Here is an 18,711-nt window from a genome sequence, read left to right as displayed (position 1 = left end):
TTAAAGCCGGGGAATGATTGCTCGTTTCGCCGCCTTTCACTAGCAGCATGCATGCTGGGTTGGTGCTTCCCGTTGGCGGCTGAAGTCCGCGACCTGTTCGGTGTTCAATCGGTCAATAGTAACTTTGTCCAGCATCTCCTTGGAAATATTGTAAATGGCCAGCAAATCAGCCGAAAATGATGTAGAAGCCAGCGTAGCGGATCGCTACAATTTCCAGGCTTTCTCTCGGCCTGTCAGACTTTGCTCATCAACATCAAGCGGAACGGTTTCCCAAGGATATTGTTCCGCATTGCGTATTCTGAAAACTGGACATGGAGAATCAGCAATGGCGTGCCAGATTTTTCAATGGTTGTTGGCGGGCGAAGGTCCTTCGACCTTGCAGCATGGACTCGTAGGAATAGCATGTTTGTTGACTTACGATCTTTTTAGCCGCTGGCGCAAGCGTCGCCATCCACTGCAAATGAGCGATGCTAGAACTGCGAAGGCCAATCAGACTGTGTCTTACCCGGAACAGGAAGATCAGCGCCGGGCAGCATAGCTGCGTGGATTCGATTAGAACGTACCGCTGGATTCGAGAGCGGCGATACATCCACGATTCGCAGAGAGCTTGAAATTATGCTCCTGGGCCCGGTCCATCGTATCGTCCAAACACCATCCGGCCGGCGCTGGTTTGCAGCACACTGGTAACGGCTACCCGTGCCATCTGGTTTACGTGCTCACGACCTCCTTCGACGACAACCATGGTGCCGTCGTCTAAATAACCAATGCCTTGTCCGGCTTCTTCGCCGGGCTTTACAATTCGCACTTCGGTCGATTCACCTGGCAAATATACGGGTTTGAGCGAATTGGACAAATCGTTGAGATTGATCACTCCTACGCCCTGCAACTTGGCAACTTTGTTCAAATTATAGTCATTGGTGATAATCTTTCCGTTCAGATGTTTAGCCAGTAGAACCAATTTCATATCGACGGGTTGTCCGTTGAATTCGGCCAAATCACGGTCGAAAATCAGCAAATCGACTTTGGGATTCGAGCGCAACTTATTCAAAATATCGAGCCCGCGCCGGCCGCGGCTGCGCCGAAGTTTGTCGGAACTATCTGCGATGCCTTGTAGCTCGCCAATTGCGAACCGGGGCATTACCAATTGGGTGTCGAAGATTTCGGTATCCACCACGTCGGCAATCCGGCCATCAATCACAACGCTAGTATCTAAAATGCACGGTCGGCGGCCTTTGATTTCTTTGGAAAACTCAACATAGGGAATGATGAATCTAAAATCATCCTTGGTTTGAATGAGCAAGGAAATGCACGTATAGCAGATGATTGCGCCCAGGCCCACAAGCACCCAATACATAATTTGTTGAGCGCGTTGTGCGTCGTGGCTGGAAAGCGTTGCGGGGTCGGGTAGCAGTGGCGTCAATGCCAAGCGCACTACATAGGTGAGTAATACGCCGACGAGTAATCCAAAATAGACGGCTGACATGGTCTCGATTCGCTTTCGACGCACGAGCACATCAAGGCCGATGACGATTCCCGCCAATGCCAAACAACCGATAAAGACGCCCCAGGGAATCCAAGTCGGCTCTTTGGGCAGCAGCGGCGAGTTAATTAGCCCAACGCCCAGTCCGGCCGAAACCATGAGGAGCAGGCAGCGCAAGATGATGATGGCAATTGTAGGCATCGAACGAACCGCTCAAGCCGGAAAACGGCAGGTTTGTCGAACTCGAATGAATACTACCAGCGCCGTCGAATGCCGGTGATCGCGCGGAATGCATTCCCAAAAGGAAGGTGGAACTGCGATCAAAGACAGCCCAACGATCCATTCTAACACATTGCGCGAGCAGTACCTAGTGGTGGGTACGTTCACAGAAGTCGGCTGGCACAAGATCGATGTCCAAGGCAGCCCCACATTGCGCATAAAACATGTGCTTGAGTGCTACTCGCCCAGGGTGAGCCGGGCGACTATGCCGATCATCAGCACCAGAACCAACGTTATTAATAAAACCCCGAGAAATGCCCTTGTCTTAGAGCGTTAGCAGAAATTTTGCTTCTGGTGATAGTGCGCGCTTGAGTTTCAATGACTCACTTGATGTGGCGACGGAACATATCGTCGGGCAATTGCCGTTCCACCACACGACCATATTCATCCAAGGTGCGCCGTTGGCCGATCGTATGCCAGGGAGCTACGTTGGCAAGCTCAGGCATAATCTCCAGCAGTTGATCACACAACATTTGCACTAAGCGCTTCATCGAAGGCGTAGTCGCTTTTTCTACAATGGCGGCTACCGTTTTCATCACCTTGATCATTCGGGCGCGTTCCATTACCGGAGGTGACAAGGGCGCGTCGGAATCGACTAGCAGTTCCGCGATGGGCACTTCCAGAATTTTTTGCCACTCATATAAAAGGCTGAGTGGCAGATCGCTGGTTTCTTCTTCCTGCAGACGCGCGACAGAAATGTCGATATTCAGCCGTCTGGCGATGTTTCTTTGCGAAAGCCCTTGTTGCCGTCGAACCGACGAGAGTCGATGCAGTGGGCGTTGAGTGAGTTTGTTGGCGCTTTGAGGCGCAGGCTTTCCATTGCCGTTCAGCCCACGTGCTGATTCGGAATTCCATTCAACAATGCTCATGCTAAGCATTAGCTCCTGGGTGTCAATCAATGATGAGAAAGAACGGAGAAGAACGATCACCGCCAATCGCCGCGCGTGAATTCGTCTCTCCTGCAACTTAATTCCAACGCATTCGTCGGCCCACGAATGCTTGGCGACCGCTCCCCTTGCCACTATCTTCTAAAGTAATGTAATCACACTACTGCGCGTATAACGTTTTGTCCAATCGCCCGCAAGCATCAGCCCTGCTTGCGCGCGCTCAAGTTGCAATGATCCGTCCTTAGAGTTGTCCCGTTGGCCGCCAGCACGACTTTGCAGCAACGAGTGTCGCCCAAAGCTTGCCCTAAGATGCCGAACGGCTCCAGCCCATTACCTTCACTTCAATCGCACAAAAAATGATTAGCCGCTGTGCGACCGCGCCTATGATCTTAATTAGGCCGAAGCGAACCTGCAAGCGGCCTGTTTCGGCTTTTGTGCAATCAATGGTCGCACTAATAGAATTCTACGGTAAAGCACACTTACCTATTCTTGTGCGACGATCAGGTTGCTTTGGCGGCGATTCATTCTGGATTTAAGAATTTCTCGCCACCGCCACGCGCCTGGTTCGACAATTGCCGCTGCCAGCTGCACGGCTAGCAGGCGGAGAACAAGCGCTAAAGCGAAAATTGCCACGTAGGGATGGCTGCCAACCCACCCCCACCGGGATAAAAGCTCGGTGTCATTAAGCCAGTCGAACAGAAAACCCCCTGCCACTGTAGCGCCAGCATAACAAAAGCTGGCTAAGGCATCGTGTGCCGCAACATAAGGCGATTTTTCTCGCGCCGACGCCAACTTCAAAGCTAAATTGGGTAAGCAGATATTATGCCCTGCATAAAACGACCACAGGATCCAAGCGCCCAAGAGCAGCCAGGCGTGGATTGGCGTCGATACCATGTAGAAAATCATCGCTACTGCCACCAAGCATTGGCAAGCGACCAAAACGGGGCGGTTGCCATAACGATCGCTGAACGGTCCGGCCCAACGCGATACGCCGATTTGTCCTATCTGCATCACATTTCGCATGATGGCCAGATCGCCCAGTCCCAGCTTCAACACGCTTTTCGGAAATATCTGATCGGCGGTTTGCGAAATCCCATTGGCAATGGAAAGCCATGCCCGAAACAAAAGTAGCCGGCGGAAACGCCATTGCCGGAACGGAGCCAACATGGCGCGCCACGGAATTCCAGCGGGTGGTGGAACATCACCTGCGTCCGGCATTAAGCAAAGTGGCACCAGTGATGCCAACATGCAAACTGCACCGATTGCATTGGGAATTGCATAACCAAGCAATTTTATGCTCGGCATGACCTTATACGTCGCACTCCAATGGTCAGCAAAATAACCAGCAGCTAGAGCAATGGGAATGCTCACCAGCAGTTGCAGCATTTGTCGCCAGCCAAAGTAATTTCCGCGAACCCGCAATGGCACAAGTTCTGCAAACCACGACCACAGCGCGACATAGCCAATGAAATCAAGCAATTGGTAACTGCAGACCACGATAACCAATAAGGCAAGCGCCACGCCTGGCGTCATCTGTGGCGATAACCAACCCACGAGCGGCAATCCCAACAGGGTTGTATACCCAAGACCTAGGGCTGCCACGCAGGTACGTTTGGTGCTCCCCACACGAGAGATAATTGCAGGAGTAAGCAATCGCAACAGCCCCGCCAGCGAAGGCACGGCCAACAGCAGGCTCAGCACCCGGCCTCTAGCTCCCAAATCCTGTGCCAAATACGTGACAATAGCGCCCGTTGTGAGGGCGTACCCCATGGAGTTGATCACTGCGTTGACCAATCCCAATCGAAGTGCCCGGCGACGCTCAATGGGTGTCGGACGATCCGACATACGAATTAGAAATCAGCGTCAAAAACACAAGTATCTACTAGCTAGTCGCAAACCGCGCCGCGAATCCGCCAACTATTTTCCAACTACTTGTGTTTTATTCGCGATTCCTCGATCAATTTACCCGCGCCGGCGGCCAATAATTCCTCGGCCGCTTGGCGACCAATTTGAACTGCGTCGGCAGAATTACCCAATAGATCGGCCGATAGACGGGTTCTTCCATTTGCGCTGAGAACACAGGCTGACAAATGCAATCGTCCATCGTCCTCAATTCTTCCCCAAGCGCCGACAGGCGCTAAGCAGCCGCCTCGTAAGGTTGCCAGTAATGTGCGTTCCGCCAATACCGACTGGTGTGCTGCTGGATCGTCGATTTCAGCCACACTCTCCTGCGCTGCTTGGTCGCCCGACCGTGTTTCCAGTCCCAAGGCACCTTGCCCAATGGCAGGCAGCATCAATGGCGGTGTTAAAACTTCAGTAATTTGCCACGCTAAATCTAACCTTTTCAAGCCTGCTTCCGCCAGTATCAACGCATCGTACAAACCGGCCCGTAATTTTTGTAACCGTGTATCGACATTGCCGCGGATTTGTACCATTTGCAGGTTGGATCGGGCATGAAGTAATTGGCTTTGCCTCCGTAAACTGCCAGTGCCTACCTTGGCGCCCGGCGGCAATTTGCCAAGTTTCTGCCCCTCTCGACTAATCAACACGTCGAAGGCCGACTCCCGTTGCGGCACAGCGGCCAGACTTAGTCCCTTGACCACGTCAGTTGGTAAATCCTTAAGACTATGAACGGCCACGTCGATCCGCCCATCCAGCAGCCATTTTTGCAGCTCTTTGGTGAAAACTCCCGGCACGCCAAACGATTCGAGTGAAACGTTGGGTTGTTGGTCCGCGTGCGTGTTAATGGTAACAACGCTGCATTTTTTTCCAATTTCTCCCAATCGCATTGCTACCCAATTCGCTTGCCACAATGCCAGCGTACTTGCTCGGGTCCCAATGCGAATTGGTTTAGTCATGACGATTCCAAGAAGGACTTATTGAGTTCGTTTCGACGGGTCATTTGTATTCGCTGTGTTGAGCGAAAGCTGATGGTTTGGCAACACGACGCCACAACTGATGACGAACTGCAAAGCCTGGTCAATCGTCATGTTAATGTTGTGGGTTTTGCTTTGCGCAATCATTACCGGCTTCACGGTAAATAGTGCCGGCGAAGTAGGCAACATAACCGTCACACACGGCTCTTTCACGACCGTGCTGACATCATTTACAGCCTCACCCATTACCAGCCCTATGCTCCACAAGCCCGGGCGCGGGTATTCGATGGCTACTACGCGTCTGTAATATGCAGGAAAGTTATCGCCAAGGTTCTCGCCAAATACAAAATCGGTGACTTGCTTTACGGCAGTATAAACTTTGCGCACGATGGGTAAGTGCAAAATGCCCCAGTCAAACAAGCCTCCAATTTCCTTCGCCAAAAACTTTCCCAATAGGTACAACAGCAATACAAACACGCATAAGAAAACGGGTATTACAATTTGCGGCTGTAAATGCCTCGCTTCCACATATTCACGGTATACTGCCTCGCCCGTCGCGGGCAGCGGCTCGCCGGGTAGATTTCGACGCAGCCAATCAACAACCATAGAGGGAACATACTCTCCGCTGGAAAGTCGAGTATAGGCTTGCCCCTCAAACTGCATGGTGGTCTGATTCGAGATTGTTCCGGGCGGCGCCTCTCGAATATCGGCCATTGCCCAGACGAGTACCTCTCTTGCCGATAGTTTGACAGGAAGCAATACATAGCTTTCTACCGTGTTGACGACCCACAACAGGATCACGATTGTCAGAATCGGTGGCAACAATAGCGATAAACCGCGCAACAACACACCGCGCAGCATGCGAGATTTCGGGCGAACTCGGCGAGCAGTATGAGTATCGACAGGCATAATGAAAAGAAAATTGGCAAAACGCAGTCAATTGCGAATTCGTTTTTTACAGAAAATCATTTCCAATTCCACGCGCCACTACGGCCACGGCCACAGCCGTGGCGCCTGCCCCCAACAAGGCGTGGGCAGCTTCGGCAGCCGTCGAGCCAGTCGTGAGCACATCGTCTACCAGGAGAACTCGGCGACCCTCAACGCCTCGTTTGCGTCTAACACGAAATGACTTTCGTTGACGAGTATAGCGTTCCGCCGGCTGTACTTCCACTTGCAGCCGGGTCAGACGTGACCGTGACAATGCATGAATCTGCAATGGCAAATTCATTTTCCTTGCCAAAGTTTCTGCCAATAAATCTGGACTGTTTGCTCTGCGTCGCGCTCGTCGCATCCAATGCATTGGGATGGGTACAACTACTTGCGCCCCGAATTGCTGCAAGTCTGCAAAACGCTCTTGGAATAATATTTTTGCCAAGGCAAAGTTCAGCGGCTCGGTGTGCGGTTTTTTGCAACACACAATTGCCTGGCTCAACTCGCCATAATAACGGCCAAGTGCCACGACGCGCTCCCACGGAAAATGTTGCCCAGCGCAATGCCCGCAACCATCTGTTTCTCCAGATATGCCATCCGCCGGTGCGCCGCATCGCGCACACCAACCGGCCACTGGAGGCGCCAATTGTTGTTTGCAATCAGGACACAAGCCAACGCAGTCCAACTGCTGATTGGGGTCCAGTTGGAGCAGTTGACTGCGACACCAGGCACACGTGGGCGGAAAGACCACATCCGCCAGCGCTTTGCAGGTAAGCGACACGCCACGCTGCCAATTGTCTCGAAACGATGCCCTTGATCGAGCAAAAATGCTTGGTGATTTCATCATGCATCAACTCAACAAAACATGATCATCAGCAAGGAGCATATCGGCATGTTGATTTAACGCTTCCTGAAAAAAATGCACCGGCCGACATCATACTCCCAGCGAAATGGTTGGCAATCACAACGCTGCGATTGATCGCTCTTGACGTGGCTCGGTCTAGGGGTTATTCCGCTAAACAGTGCGATTCCCCAGATACCGCATCAATCCGCAATTCTCCGGCCATGCGAATTCTCGATAGCTATTTATTACGGCAGTTTCTGAAAAATTTTCTGATTTGTTTTTGCAGTTTGACCGGTCTGTATATTGTCATCGATATTTTTGGCCAGCTCGACAGTTTCATGCGATTTGCCGGCGACCACGGTAATCTTTTGGCCATCATCGCCAAATACTACGGTTATCAAACTATTGGCTTCTTTGATCGTACGAGCGGCATCCTAACATTAATTTCCGCGATGTTCACAATCGCCATGTTTCAGCGCTACAATGAAATGATTGCGCTACAGGCCGCCGGGATTCGCAAATGGCGGATTATTAAGCCCGTAGTCATTGCGGTGATCGTGTTAGCCACTTTAGCGGCTGTAAATCGAGAAATTGTCATCCCGGCCATCCGCGACCATTTAAGAACCGGTCAGGCGCAAGACCTAGGCGGAGAAGCTGCGCACGAAATGACTCCGCGCACCGACAACAAAACAGACATCATCTTGCGGGGTAAGCAAACCATTGCCAAAGAGCAGCGTGTCGAAAAACCGTCATTCGCATTACCGACCGATCTGGATGTCTATGGAAAGCAGTTGGTCGCTGGCAAAGCGCTATATCAGCCGCATAACATGCAACATGCTAATGGGTATTTGCTCAAGGGCGTAACGCTGCCAAAGCAAATTGCATCCAAACCAACACTTAGCCTGAATGGAGAGCCAGTGCTCCTTACGCCGCACGATTATCCGTGGCTGGCCCCGGACGAATGCTTTGTCGTTAGTGACATAACTTTCGAATATCTAGCGAACGCCGACGATTGGCGACGTAACGCTTCACTGCCTGAGTTGGTGGCAGGCCTACACAACCCGAGTTTGAATTTTGGCTCCGATGTACGGGTAGCGGTTCATGCCCGCATGGTACAGCCAGGATTAGACGTGGTGCTATTGTTTTTGGGCTTGCCGTTGCTGCTATCGCGATATAGTCGGAATGTTTTTTTCTCGATTGGGTTATGCGTGTCGTTGGTCGTGGGATTTTATGTGGTTGTTTATGCCTGTCAGTACCTGGGTTCCAGTTACTTAATCAGTCCGGCACTCGCTGCTTGGCTTCCACTACTGATTTTTATTCCGCTGGCAATGTGGATGGGTGAACCCCTGCTAGAATGACACGATTTGATTCCGATCTGCTTTCGGGAACATGAAGTGCTGAAGCAATGCCCGCAGAATCAGATAGAATGACAGGGAATGCTAATTTCGTAAGTGTTTTCTTAAGCCCGCGTTCTAAAATTGAGTTCGCGGAGTTTCTGCCATGTCTGTTGGGACACAATCGGCTTGGTTGGAAGGCTTAACGATCCCGGAAGTGCTGGATCGCACCTTGGATCTGTTTGGGACGAGAGATGCCCTGATTTTTCCTCTCCTCAGCCTGCGCTGGACCTACCAACAATTTGCCGCACAAGTTGATCAAGCGGCGCGCGGCCTGATGGCACTAGGCATTCATCGAGGCGAGCATGTCGCGATTTGGTCCACCAATCTGCCTGAGTGGATCGTATTGCAATTTGCTACCGCGCGGATTGGCGCCGTGCTGGTGACCATTAATCCCGCCTATCGCGCCCACGAATTAGAGTACGTACTGCGGCAAAGCGATGCGGTGCTCCTGGTGTTAACAGATCGCTTTAAGTCGTCTGACTATATAGGCATGTTAGCGGAGGTTTGCCCAGAGGTGGTGCAAAATTCTGGCACAGCCCCAGCAAGGCATGGCGGTTTTCGGTCCATTGAGTTTCCCAAGCTTAGGCAGGTCGTTACGATCAAAGGCAATCCGCCGCCTGCCGCTACGACCTGGCAACAAATGCTGAAATTGGGAAATGCCGTGCCGCTGGAAGAAGTGCGCGCGGTAACGTTTCAACTTAGCCCGACCGATCCAATCAACATACAATACACGTCGGGCACGACTGGTTTTCCAAAAGCCGCGATGCTGAGTCATCGCAATCTGCTGTTGAACGTTTTCTACAGCGGCCAGTGCCAATCGCTTTCAGAACGAGACCGCATTTGTATTCCCGTGCCATTTTATCACTGCTTCGGCTGCGTGTTGGGCACATTGATGTCGATGGTTTACGGCGCAGCGATGGTCGTGCCGGCCGAATCGTTCGAACCTGGCGCCACGCTCGACGCGATTAAGCAGGAACGCTGCACCTCACTGTATGGGGTGCCCACCATGTTTATTGCTGAATTAAATGATCCAACTCTTGCTGGAAGAGATATTAATTCCCTGCGCACTGGAATCATGGCGGGTAGCCCTTGTCCGATTGAAACCATGCGCTCGGTAGTAGATATGCTGGGGTGCCGAGAGATAACGATCGGCTATGGCCAAACGGAAGCTTCTCCCATCATCACGCAGACTCGAATTGATGATCCACTCGAACTGCGTGTCCATACCGTCGGCCGCCCGCTGCCGGGTTTGGAAGTGAAAATTGTCAATCCAACGTCGTTTAGCCGCGAGCCGACAGGCGAGCGCTCTGCCGGCAGCAGTGTTGGCGAAAATCAACCGGGCGAACTTTGCGCTCGCGGTCATTGTGTTATGTTGGGTTATTATAACGATCCGCAGGCCACCGCCGAGGCGATCGACGCCGAGGGCTGGCTGCACACCGGGGATTTAGCGATTTGCTTGCCGAACGGGTCCTATAAAATTACTGGCCGCATCAAAGACATGGTTATTCGTGGCGGCGAGAATATTTACCCGCGCGAAATCGAAGAGTTCTTGTTTACGCACCCGGCGGTGGAGCAAGCCGCCGTAGTGGGCGTGCCCGACGCCAAATTCGGCGAGGAACTATGCGCATGGATTAAATTGAAGGCCGGATTTGTTGCGGAAAGTGCTATTGGTTCGGGTTCCGCGTCCATCCCACCGTTTAGCCGCGACGCGGAGTCTGCGGAGAGGAGCGCTGCTGCGATTACTCCCGACCAAATCCGCGATTTCTGCCGGGCGAAGTTCGCCAAATATAAAGTGCCGCACTACGTGAAATTCGTTACCGAATTTCCGCAAACTGTAACCGGCAAGATTCAAAAATTCAAAATCCGCGAACAGATGTGCAACGAGCTGGGTCTCAAAGAGCAAGAAACAGCTTGAGTACTATAGTCGAAAGCCGCTGCTTTTGTCGGACAGCTCACCGCGGCGAAGCTTGCGATACATGTCGAGCGCTTCGCGGATGATTTTAATGGCCTCGGTCGGGCCTAAAATATCTTCCACTTCCACGGTTTTGTGCTCCAGCTTTTTGTAATCTTCAAAAAAGCGCTTGATTTCCACCAGCGTGTGCTTAGGCAGCTCGGTGCGGTCGTTGTATTCCTCCACGGCCGGATCGCTGACGTTCACGGCAATGATTTTGTCGTCCAGCCCTTTTTCGTCGCGCATGCGCATCACGCCAATGGCTCGGGCGGCGACAATGGTCAGCGGATAAACCGGCTCCTGGCCGAGCACCAGCACGTCGAGCGGGTCGCCATCTTCGCAATGGGTGCGGGGAATGAAACCGTAATTGGCCGGATAGTGGACGGCGCTGTACAACACACGGTCCAGGCGGATGAGGCCGGTTTCCTTGTCCAGCTCGTACTTGTTTTTGCTGCCTTGCGGCACTTCGATGATGGCCGGAAAGACGTGATCGATTTGCTGGTCGTCAACGTAAATATCGTGCAGTGGATGCATGTGCGAAGTGTAGCACACACAAGGGGCGGTTGGCGACGGGCGGGCAGCGCGAGAAAAGCGAATTTTGAGTTGCGCCAACGGGGCAGCGAGCGCTCCGCTCCGAGGACTGCGCGTCGTGGCTAAACGAATGTGCGTCGTGGTTGAGGTTGCGACGGCAACTCACCGCCGCGCGCCGCCGAAGTGTCTGTTCAATTCAATGCGACCGGGTTCGGCTAGTGCGCCTCGCGGAAGATGCCCGTGGCGTACCAAATACCGTTGCTGCCTTCGCGAATGTCGTAGCCATAGCTGGCTTGCTTGGCGCTGACGGCTTCCCAGTGGCCGGGCGATTGTCGCCAACTGGCCACGCAATCGACGCAGGAATCCATCAGGTCTTGGTCGGGCCAACTTTCAGCCACGACTTCCACGGGCATGCCTGCCTCACCGCGACCCAACAGTTTTCCGAGGATGCGTTCAAATCGCGAGCCCCAACCTTGGTGTCCCTGAACGTGGACCTGCGCTTGATAATCGGAATGCGAGGTTGCTTCCGACAACAGGACCGGGTTTTCCTGACCGTTGGTGCTGGCCGGGTGTTCCGGATGAATTCGTACCGCTAATATCATGCTGCGCTGGGTAAGCGTTCCTTCCGGAAGGCCCACGAGCGTTTCGATTTGGCTGGGACGGAAACGGTAATACTTGCCCGGCGTGAATGGCAAAACGCTGACGACGTAGCTGTAGTATTCTGCCTTTTCATGGGCCATATCGATTACGGCCAGTCCCGGACCTTTGTGTAATTCAGAAAACGCACCGTGATCGAGTAGCCGAATGTTTTGTCCTTTCGTACTAATCTGTGTGTCTATCGGCAGCTTCACCAAAATAAAGCTATCGAGCTTTTCGGGGACTGTGAGCTGGCTAAACGCCTTTTCCACATTCGAGACGGAGTCGCCCGCTACGCTTGCTTCCGCTCGCTTTTGATCGGAGGGCCGGAAGAAATGAATTAGCATCATTTTCTTTTCGGCTTTGGCTTGATTCATTGCCACCGAATAGTCATTGAGCCAGCTGATAACGTGACCGGAGCCCGAGGAAACTGAATCAGGCGCCGCCCTCGTCAAATCAAGTTCATTCGTGGATTCAGCAGCTGACCTATGATTCGCGGGGATCGACGGGTCAACAGCGTTTGCAGAACAGCAGATAAAGCTAAGCCATATTGCCAGGGATGGGATACGACTTCTGGCAATCAATGTTTCGTACGTAACTGGCATGAGTAGCCTCCTTACATTTCGATTCACGCAATCCTTAAGACGCGTGGATCGTGATACGATGCCGGATCGATTCCAGCGGGGATGCTTTGGTGCTATAGGCGGGTTGATCGAGGATGCTAGCAGATCAAGTCAGGATATTAAGGCAACATAAAACGATTTCGACAAGGGGGCTGGCTCGATGGTTTGAAGAAAATAGTCTGACTTTGCGGTTGTATTCCGGCGCAAATGACTCAAATGCCAGTAAGAGGAAGAGATGACCTTAGTCAAATTGAGGGCCACGCTGAGATGGGGTGATTCTGACGATTTTTCCAAACCTGCAATTTAGGGTGTTGGCGTGCATTGGAATTTCGTGGTATGAATTGACGGTACACTCCATGTACTACACCGTTTGTTAGGAATGAAAGGAACGTACGGATGCGATTGCCAACACACTTTCTAACCGCAGCAGTTTTTGGCCTTTGTTTGTTGTTTCTGTCCCATGTTGCTGCCCAAACTCGCTCTGGTGAACAAGTTCGGAATGCTCTTTCGGATCAAGACAACTGGCTTTCTGGCCAAGCTAATCAGCCGGGCTGGAATAAATATCTGCGCACTGCGGAATTGAAACAGCAGCTTGAAAAAGGGCCGGATGCTGACGCAGTGGTGGTTAAGGACATCCTCCAGAAATACCAAGCGCGCGAGCCAGGATTGCGGTTGTCCCAGTTCGAATCGACACGCAAGGCACTCGTCGCTTGGATCAAAGACCTTTCGCAGCCGAAAGCGGCCGACTTGCCCGCAATGGCTCGAGCGGCAAAATCCGACTATAAGCCTGTAGAAAAGTCGACCGTTATGGAGCGGCAAGTGGCATTAGCATCCGCTGTACGGCGATTAGATCGATATTTGAAGGGTTCCGGTAGCAACGGCGCCAGCTGGCGGAAGTTTCTTGGTCTGGACGATTTGCAGACGGAATTAAAGAAAGATTTAAACGCTGATCCAAAGATTCTCAATGCATTTGCAACCCGTTATTCATCTGGATTTTCGGGTTTAGAATTGCCGCAATTTCGTGGCGTGACAACAACTTTGCGGCCGTATGCCGGCTTATTGGCGGCCTTTCAGAATTCGCAAGCCCGAGAAGATTACGATAAAAACTTGGATGCGTTAGCTGCTAGTTTGGAAACCGCTGCCAAATCGCCCGCTACATTCGACCGCCGAGAATTGGGCGAACTTCTGGACCGCATTTCGAAATCTGGACAGGCGCCGGGATTGGTTGCTGCGGTGCGCGGACAAGACAGCCAATCGAATTTACTAGTCCACGTTTCCAGCGACATTGTTGTTAGCGGTATCAACGACCAAATCGACGAACAAACCCCAATTAAAGATGTCATTCTGGGAACCGATGTAGAAGGCTCCGGCCATACCACAGGCCAAGTGCGTGCCGCGCTGGTTCCCAACCGCGACAAGGCGATCGTAGAAATTGGACTCACGGGCCAAACGAAGTCCAAGACTGTCGGCTATCATGGCATGGTCACGGTGTTTAGCCACGGTACCACGCAGTTAGCCGGTAAGAACCGTGTCGAGTTTGACGAAGTCGCATTCATTGGCGATCCTGCTTCTGCGCAGTGTTGTACTAACAATGAGATCGATTGTATTGATGTTTGCGCAGGACGATTGATCACACGCATCGCAACGAACCGCGTTTACGGCAGCAAAGATGAAGCCGAGGAAATAGCAGGCGAGCATGCGGAGGCGCGGTTGGAAAATCGAATGGATAGTCGCACCGGCACCTTGATGGCAAATTTGAATCGTTCGTTTGATGATCGGTTCCGGAATCCGCTCCTGCGGCGAGACGCGTTTCCCCAGCAGCTTTCGTTCAGCACGACAAGCGATTGGCTGAATGTGGTGGGTTTGCAAGCTCGAGCAAATGAGTTGGGCGCCACTACACCGCCTCCGGATGCTGCTTCCAATACACAACTTTCAATTCGACTACATGAATCATTGGTCGATAATTTAGGTGGTGCTGTTGAAGCGGGTCGCGCTGTTCGCTCGCTGGCCTATCGTCGCTCCGTACGGGATGCTGCCAGCATGCGCTATGAGCCAACTGAGTTCAACGACTACTTGCAATGTCTGGCCGAAGCGGCAGCTCCAGCCGACCATCGTGACAATTCGCTAGTCGTCACGTTTGATCAGTTCCAATCACTGATGAAAGATCGTTATAGCATTACGGTCACGCAGGCTGAGTACGATACGCTGACTCGCGCTGTATTTAATGCCTCTTTGACGGAAGACCAGTTTAACCGCTACTTGGCCGGCCTTTCGCGCGAATCGGTTTCATACAACGATGTGATGAAGTTCCTGGCCGACGTCAAACGCGGCGATGTCCAAGTCAATTACGCAGGGATGACATTCGCTGATGAACAGCCCGTCGATATTCAATTTCGTGATGGCACTGCCCGCCTCGTGCTACACATTAAATCGACTACGCAACCGAATCTGGATAATAATGGCCAACGCGTGGTTAATCCATATCCGGCAGAGGTATATGTCACATACAAACTGACACTAGAGGGCGGTGTGGCCCGAGCTTCGAGAATCGATGGTGAGTTTGGCGTCAAAGGCCTGCCGATGCCCGGGGATGCGGAAGCCAATCTTTCGTTTGCCGAAAAAACACGCCGCAGCACTTTGATTACCAAAACATTGCCTCGGCGATTTTTTGGAGTTGGCGAAGCGCCAGCTGAGGACAAAGAAGCCAACTCAGAGCCCATTTTTCCGCAGCAATTGAAATCCGAAGGCATGACTTTGCGAGGCCGCTGGGCAAAGCTCGGCCAACTTCCATGGACCCAATTGGTTTCTAAGGATGGGTGGCTGGCGGTCGGCTGGACACTGCCCGCTCAGGGCACGTCGGCCGAATCGGCTAGCAGCACTTCCGGTCAATTCTAAATTAATTTCCCAAGGTCTGCTGTTTACGGTATGCTGTTCTACCGTCGCTTGAAATTAGCACTTGATCGGGTTGTAGCATCATTGCAGACTCCAACCAAAAATTATGCAGCGTTACGTTGAAATCACGTTTGATTGCTTGCCGCTACGTTCGATTTCTCGGTTGGAAATTCCATTGGATGCTTCGCCGCGTTATCGTCAACGATGCGAACACATAAAAGCTGCCATGGAAGCGCATGGTTCCCACAATTCATATTACTTGTACAATGCCCACTGCGTGTTTCATCTGACTAATTCAGCGGAAGAAGGAATGCTGGAATTCAGCTTCGAAGGAACGCTGCTTACTGATGAAACTGATCAACAGGCCGCCCACGCCAATCTACAGGTGAAACTGGAGCGTGAAACGTGCGAATGGCTTACGGAACCCATTGTTGCTTGGTTTAAAGACACAGTGCCGCACGCTGTCATGGTGGAGTTCAATCGCTACATTGCCGGCGGCGATTTAGAACAAGCTAAAAAGCGAATCGCCACATTGCAGGCTAAAGCTGACCAATCGGGCGGCTACATGGGCATGTATCTCTAAGTACCGCGCCACTATGGTTGAATTTCACGCGCGTTGCTTATGGCATCGGTAGAAAAACGCGGCCAAGCTGCCTACCGCGAGCAACACAAGCGTTGACGGTTCCGGTACGAATGCGACGTTCACGTTCTCCAGTACCATTTGTCCGGTAAAGTTGCTACCGAAGAGGAAAAAGCCAAGTTCGTCGTACGTCCAACTTGACGAAGCGGGCGTGGCGTCCAAAATGCTGCCTGTAAAGGAATACACGCCAGAAGTCGCACTGCCGGTGATGCTGTCGATTTGCGACATTGCCCAATCGATTTCCAAACCAGTGGCTTCGCGCGTGTAGGTGAGCGATAGCGAATAGATGCCGGCTGGCGTGCTGCCGGTAAAACTGCCCATGGCGGAAGTGGTGAAACCGTTTACCACCGTCGCGGAATTTGGGCTGGCCTGCGACCACCACTGCCCAACGCCACCGCCACTGGATCCCTTTTCGAAAACGCCATTGGTGAAGCCCTGAATGGCATTGCCGACGAAATATCCTTGCCAGGGTGTGCCGCCGGACACGTTTCCGGCAATGGTGCCGCCGACGTCGTTGAACATACCGAAGCGAAACTGAATGTCGTTCAGCACCAGCGGCGCGCTGAGCATGGCGGTCATCACAATTTTTTGCCCGACTTGGCTCATAGTGTATCCGCCCGTGTGATTGGGACCGGAGCCGAAGCTGGAATGAATGACCGGCGCGCCAGTGGTGTTGGTGACGCTCACGACGTTGGAATGGTCATCGTATAAACCGGTGCCGGCATCTTGCACCCAAGCGCCAGTGACCGAGGCCGGGAAAGAATTGGCGGCAATCGTGCTGTTGATCCAACTGGAAAAATTGGAAACCCGGGTGTAATTCGCGCTGGCGCCCCACGAGACGATGTTGCCGGAACCCAGCGCGGTGGCGGTGGCGGTCAACCCAACCAGCCGCCAATTGGCCAAATTGTTGGCCTGCGTGGGATCGTTGATGTTGGTTCCATAAAAAGCGAACATGGGGCCGCCGCTGTCGCCCGATTCGCCGATGCCTTGCACCAGGCCGTCAGCTTTGAGCGTGGCATTGCCGGTGCCGCCTGTGCCGATGGTAATTTGTCCCAGGCCATTGATCGAAGTGGCCACATTGTAAGCGCGGTGGAAAGTTTCCGCGCCACTACCGGTCCCGGCGACATCGCTGCTGCCGGCGGCTTGAGTCGTGTCGATAACGCCCCAAAAACCCCAACCGCCAATTTCCACCACGCGGCCGATTTCATCGGAAGAAGTATTGATGTCGCTGAGCAAATTAATCGCGCCGGGAATTCCGCCGCGCAAATGCGTGAGCGAAATTTCTGAGCCGCCGTCGGGCGTGAAAATTTGGCTCCCGTAAACCGTCGCTCCCGATACGGCCACATTTACATTGCCCGGGCTGGTGATGGTGCTGAAATCACTGCCGTTTTGCACCACGTGGCGCACGCTGAGGGCCCATTCGTTATTCAGCAGAATGGTGGTTCCGCGCGTATTGTTCGACGTATTGTTGATGATGTAGTCGTTGGGGAACCAGAGTGGCATATCGGTTAGGCCGCTGGTGCCGGCGGTGGTGCCAAAATTGGGATCGTTGTTCCAATACACGGCCTGGGTCGTCCTGACGCTGACCAGGGAAACAACCAATATCAGTGGCAGTAAAAACCACTGGTGACGTATTTTTATTGCCTTCATTAACTTTCTCGCGCGGTCAGCCGCCACATCTTCATCCAAGGGTGGCAACAGCAATACATACCCTAATGCGAACTATCTTAACCGTAAATAACTGGCCTGAACAGCGTTTACCAGTTTTTAGATACGATTTTTGACAAGTCTGTCGGTTCAGTCTTTTGAGACCGTCGAGAACTTTAGGATGAGAATCCTTTCATGCCACGCAGGAGAGAGATCCTGCATTTTGTCAGAGTTCGGCAATTGGAATTTATCTTGGTGGCAGCCCGGTCGGCGGTGGAATCCAGAATGGAGGATGTCCATATGGTGGCGGTCCATTTCCGAACGGTGGACCGTTAATCGGCGATTTGCCTTCAGGCGGTCCCTTACCACCTGGTGGTCCGTGATCGAAATTCTTCGGTTCTACGATGCCATGATAGGCACCTAAAATGTACGGATAATTCGCCGTGACGTGGTAGTGATAGCCACGCACCGAATCAGTGTGTCCATTGCATTCGTCCAAATCGGTCGGCGGCTTGCCGTCTTCCCCGTTGGGGCCGTAAATAGCGTATCCATCGAATGCATATCCAATCAATGGTGAATGTTCGCCTTCCGGATCTTTGAATGGCGATTTCACGCATACTGGATACTTATGGTAATGATATCGCCCCTGCGGATCGGGATGCCCACAACAAGAATCGAATACTTCTAGCTTGACCGCATCGCCCCCTTCAGCGTTGTACTGGTTGTAAAATGGAATGCCGTTTATTGCCACGCCTATGGGCCCAAATGGCGTTTTGGTGGGCTTGGCTGCTGGCTTCGGATTTAAAGGAATGTAGAAAGTGTAGTCTTGCTTGCGAATTGTGTTGGGATTGTCTTTGTTGGGAAAGTTGCCATGCGGATGATTGGGAATACCATCGCTCTTTATGATCAAGTATTTATCAGTAAACGAAACTTGCACATTCGAACTGAATAAATTCTGATGAGCATCGCTGGAGCCTTTTAGTGGCGCGGAAGTTTTTACACTCTCTTTTGGTTGAGTACCTTCGTCTGCCTTTGGTTCGGCTCTCCCTAATAGGGCAATCCCGGCTAGTAATAAGCCGGTACCGATCGTTCGCAAGG

Annotated in this window: 15 protein-coding genes; 5 read left to right on the top strand and 10 right to left on the bottom strand. The window is 52.4% G+C overall.

Annotation, left to right across the window (positions count from 1 at the left end; translation table 11 throughout):
* Nucleotides 1–154 precede the first annotated feature (154 nt).
* Entirely contained in the window at nt 155–538 is a 384-nt protein-coding gene (locus VFE46_08660; protein HZZ28059.1) for a hypothetical protein, read from the top strand.
* Between the two features lie 75 nt (nt 539–613).
* Here VFE46_08660 and VFE46_08655 read toward each other — a convergent pair whose 3' ends face one another.
* The 6 genes from VFE46_08655 to VFE46_08630 form a co-directional block, all read right to left on the bottom strand.
* The gene (locus VFE46_08655) at nt 614–1,672 is read right to left on the bottom strand and encodes a PIN domain-containing protein (GenBank protein HZZ28058.1); all 1,059 of its coding nucleotides are present in this window, start codon (nt 1,670–1,672) and stop codon (nt 614–616) included.
* Between the two features lie 410 nt (nt 1,673–2,082).
* Entirely contained in the window at nt 2,083–2,694 is a 612-nt protein-coding gene (locus VFE46_08650) for a hypothetical protein (protein HZZ28057.1), read from the bottom strand.
* A gap of 435 nt (nt 2,695–3,129) precedes the next feature.
* Nucleotides 3,130–4,491 (bottom strand): MFS transporter, encoded by a 1,362-nt coding sequence (locus tag VFE46_08645; GenBank protein HZZ28056.1) that lies wholly within the window; start codon nt 4,489–4,491, stop codon nt 3,130–3,132.
* Between the two features lie 83 nt (nt 4,492–4,574).
* Nucleotides 4,575–5,504, bottom strand: coding sequence for a hydroxymethylbilane synthase (hemC, locus tag VFE46_08640; protein ID HZZ28055.1), 930 nt, complete (start codon nt 5,502–5,504; stop codon nt 4,575–4,577).
* A gap of 18 nt (nt 5,505–5,522) precedes the next feature.
* On the bottom strand, nt 5,523–6,431 hold the full coding sequence (locus tag VFE46_08635; protein HZZ28054.1) for a DUF502 domain-containing protein: 909 nt from the start codon (nt 6,429–6,431) through the stop codon (nt 5,523–5,525).
* A gap of 46 nt (nt 6,432–6,477) precedes the next feature.
* A complete protein-coding gene (locus VFE46_08630; GenBank protein ID HZZ28053.1) occupies nt 6,478–6,813 on the bottom strand; it encodes a phosphoribosyltransferase family protein in 336 nt (111 codons plus the stop codon).
* 704 nt (nt 6,814–7,517) lie between these two features.
* Here VFE46_08630 and VFE46_08625 point away from each other — a divergent pair.
* Nucleotides 7,518–8,654 (top strand): LptF/LptG family permease, encoded by a 1,137-nt coding sequence (locus VFE46_08625; GenBank protein HZZ28052.1) that lies wholly within the window; start codon nt 7,518–7,520, stop codon nt 8,652–8,654.
* Between the two features lie 142 nt (nt 8,655–8,796).
* A complete protein-coding gene (locus VFE46_08620; GenBank protein ID HZZ28051.1) occupies nt 8,797–10,608 on the top strand; it encodes an AMP-binding protein in 1,812 nt (603 codons plus the stop codon).
* A gap of 3 nt (nt 10,609–10,611) precedes the next feature.
* Here VFE46_08620 and VFE46_08615 read toward each other — a convergent pair whose 3' ends face one another.
* Nucleotides 10,612–11,178 carry an inorganic diphosphatase gene (locus VFE46_08615; protein ID HZZ28050.1) on the bottom strand — a complete coding sequence of 189 codons (567 nt, stop codon included), beginning with the start codon at nt 11,176–11,178 and terminating at the stop codon, nt 10,612–10,614.
* Nucleotides 11,179–11,390: 212 nt separating this feature from the next.
* Nucleotides 11,391–12,188, bottom strand: a complete 798-nt coding sequence (locus VFE46_08610) for a hypothetical protein (protein ID HZZ28049.1) — start codon at nt 12,186–12,188, stop codon at nt 11,391–11,393.
* 642 nt (nt 12,189–12,830) lie between these two features.
* Between VFE46_08610 and VFE46_08605 the strand changes: the two genes are divergently transcribed.
* Both VFE46_08605 and VFE46_08600 read left to right on the top strand, forming a co-directional pair.
* Nucleotides 12,831–15,329, top strand: a complete 2,499-nt coding sequence (locus VFE46_08605; GenBank protein ID HZZ28048.1) for a hypothetical protein — start codon at nt 12,831–12,833, stop codon at nt 15,327–15,329.
* A gap of 103 nt (nt 15,330–15,432) precedes the next feature.
* Nucleotides 15,433–15,909: a hypothetical protein gene (locus VFE46_08600; protein ID HZZ28047.1), complete on the top strand. Its 477-nt coding sequence runs from the start codon at nt 15,433–15,435 to the stop codon at nt 15,907–15,909.
* A gap of 24 nt (nt 15,910–15,933) precedes the next feature.
* On the opposite strand, the gene VFE46_08595 is transcribed toward VFE46_08600, so the two are convergent.
* Nucleotides 15,934–17,568, bottom strand: coding sequence for a PEP-CTERM sorting domain-containing protein (locus VFE46_08595; GenBank protein HZZ28046.1), 1,635 nt, complete (start codon nt 17,566–17,568; stop codon nt 15,934–15,936).
* 292 nt (nt 17,569–17,860) lie between these two features.
* Nucleotides 17,861–18,711: YHYH protein (locus VFE46_08590; GenBank protein HZZ28045.1), on the bottom strand; the 851-nt coding region annotated here is incomplete at its 5' end.

It is taken from the genome of Pirellulales bacterium (genome assembly GCA_035656635.1).
Classification (GTDB): Bacteria; Planctomycetota; Planctomycetia; order Pirellulales; family JADZDJ01; genus DATJYL01.
This window is presented reverse-complemented; position numbering and strand designations above follow the sequence as displayed.

Excerpts from the sequence above, each read along its gene's own strand:
- VFE46_08615 (HZZ28050.1), bottom strand. The coding sequence starts at position 11,178 with ATGCATCCACTGCACGATATTTACGTTGACGACCAGCAAATCGATCAC.
- VFE46_08605 (HZZ28048.1), top strand. The coding sequence starts at position 12,831 with ATGCGATTGCCAACACACTTTCTAACCGCAGCAGTTTTTGGCCTTTGT.
- VFE46_08645 (HZZ28056.1), bottom strand. The coding sequence starts at position 4,491 with ATGTCGGATCGTCCGACACCCATTGAGCGTCGCCGGGCACTTCGATTG.
- VFE46_08630 (HZZ28053.1), bottom strand. The coding sequence starts at position 6,813 with ATGCGACGAGCGCGACGCAGAGCAAACAGTCCAGATTTATTGGCAGAA.
- VFE46_08620 (HZZ28051.1), top strand. The coding sequence starts at position 8,797 with ATGTCTGTTGGGACACAATCGGCTTGGTTGGAAGGCTTAACGATCCCG.
- VFE46_08660 (HZZ28059.1), top strand. The coding sequence starts at position 155 with ATGGCCAGCAAATCAGCCGAAAATGATGTAGAAGCCAGCGTAGCGGAT.
- hemC (HZZ28055.1), bottom strand. The coding sequence starts at position 5,504 with ATGACTAAACCAATTCGCATTGGGACCCGAGCAAGTACGCTGGCATTG.
- VFE46_08610 (HZZ28049.1), bottom strand. The coding sequence starts at position 12,188 with ATGAATCAAGCCAAAGCCGAAAAGAAAATGATGCTAATTCATTTCTTC.
- VFE46_08600 (HZZ28047.1), top strand. The coding sequence starts at position 15,433 with ATGCAGCGTTACGTTGAAATCACGTTTGATTGCTTGCCGCTACGTTCG.
- VFE46_08635 (HZZ28054.1), bottom strand. The coding sequence starts at position 6,431 with ATGCCTGTCGATACTCATACTGCTCGCCGAGTTCGCCCGAAATCTCGC.
- VFE46_08625 (HZZ28052.1), top strand. The coding sequence starts at position 7,518 with ATGCGAATTCTCGATAGCTATTTATTACGGCAGTTTCTGAAAAATTTT.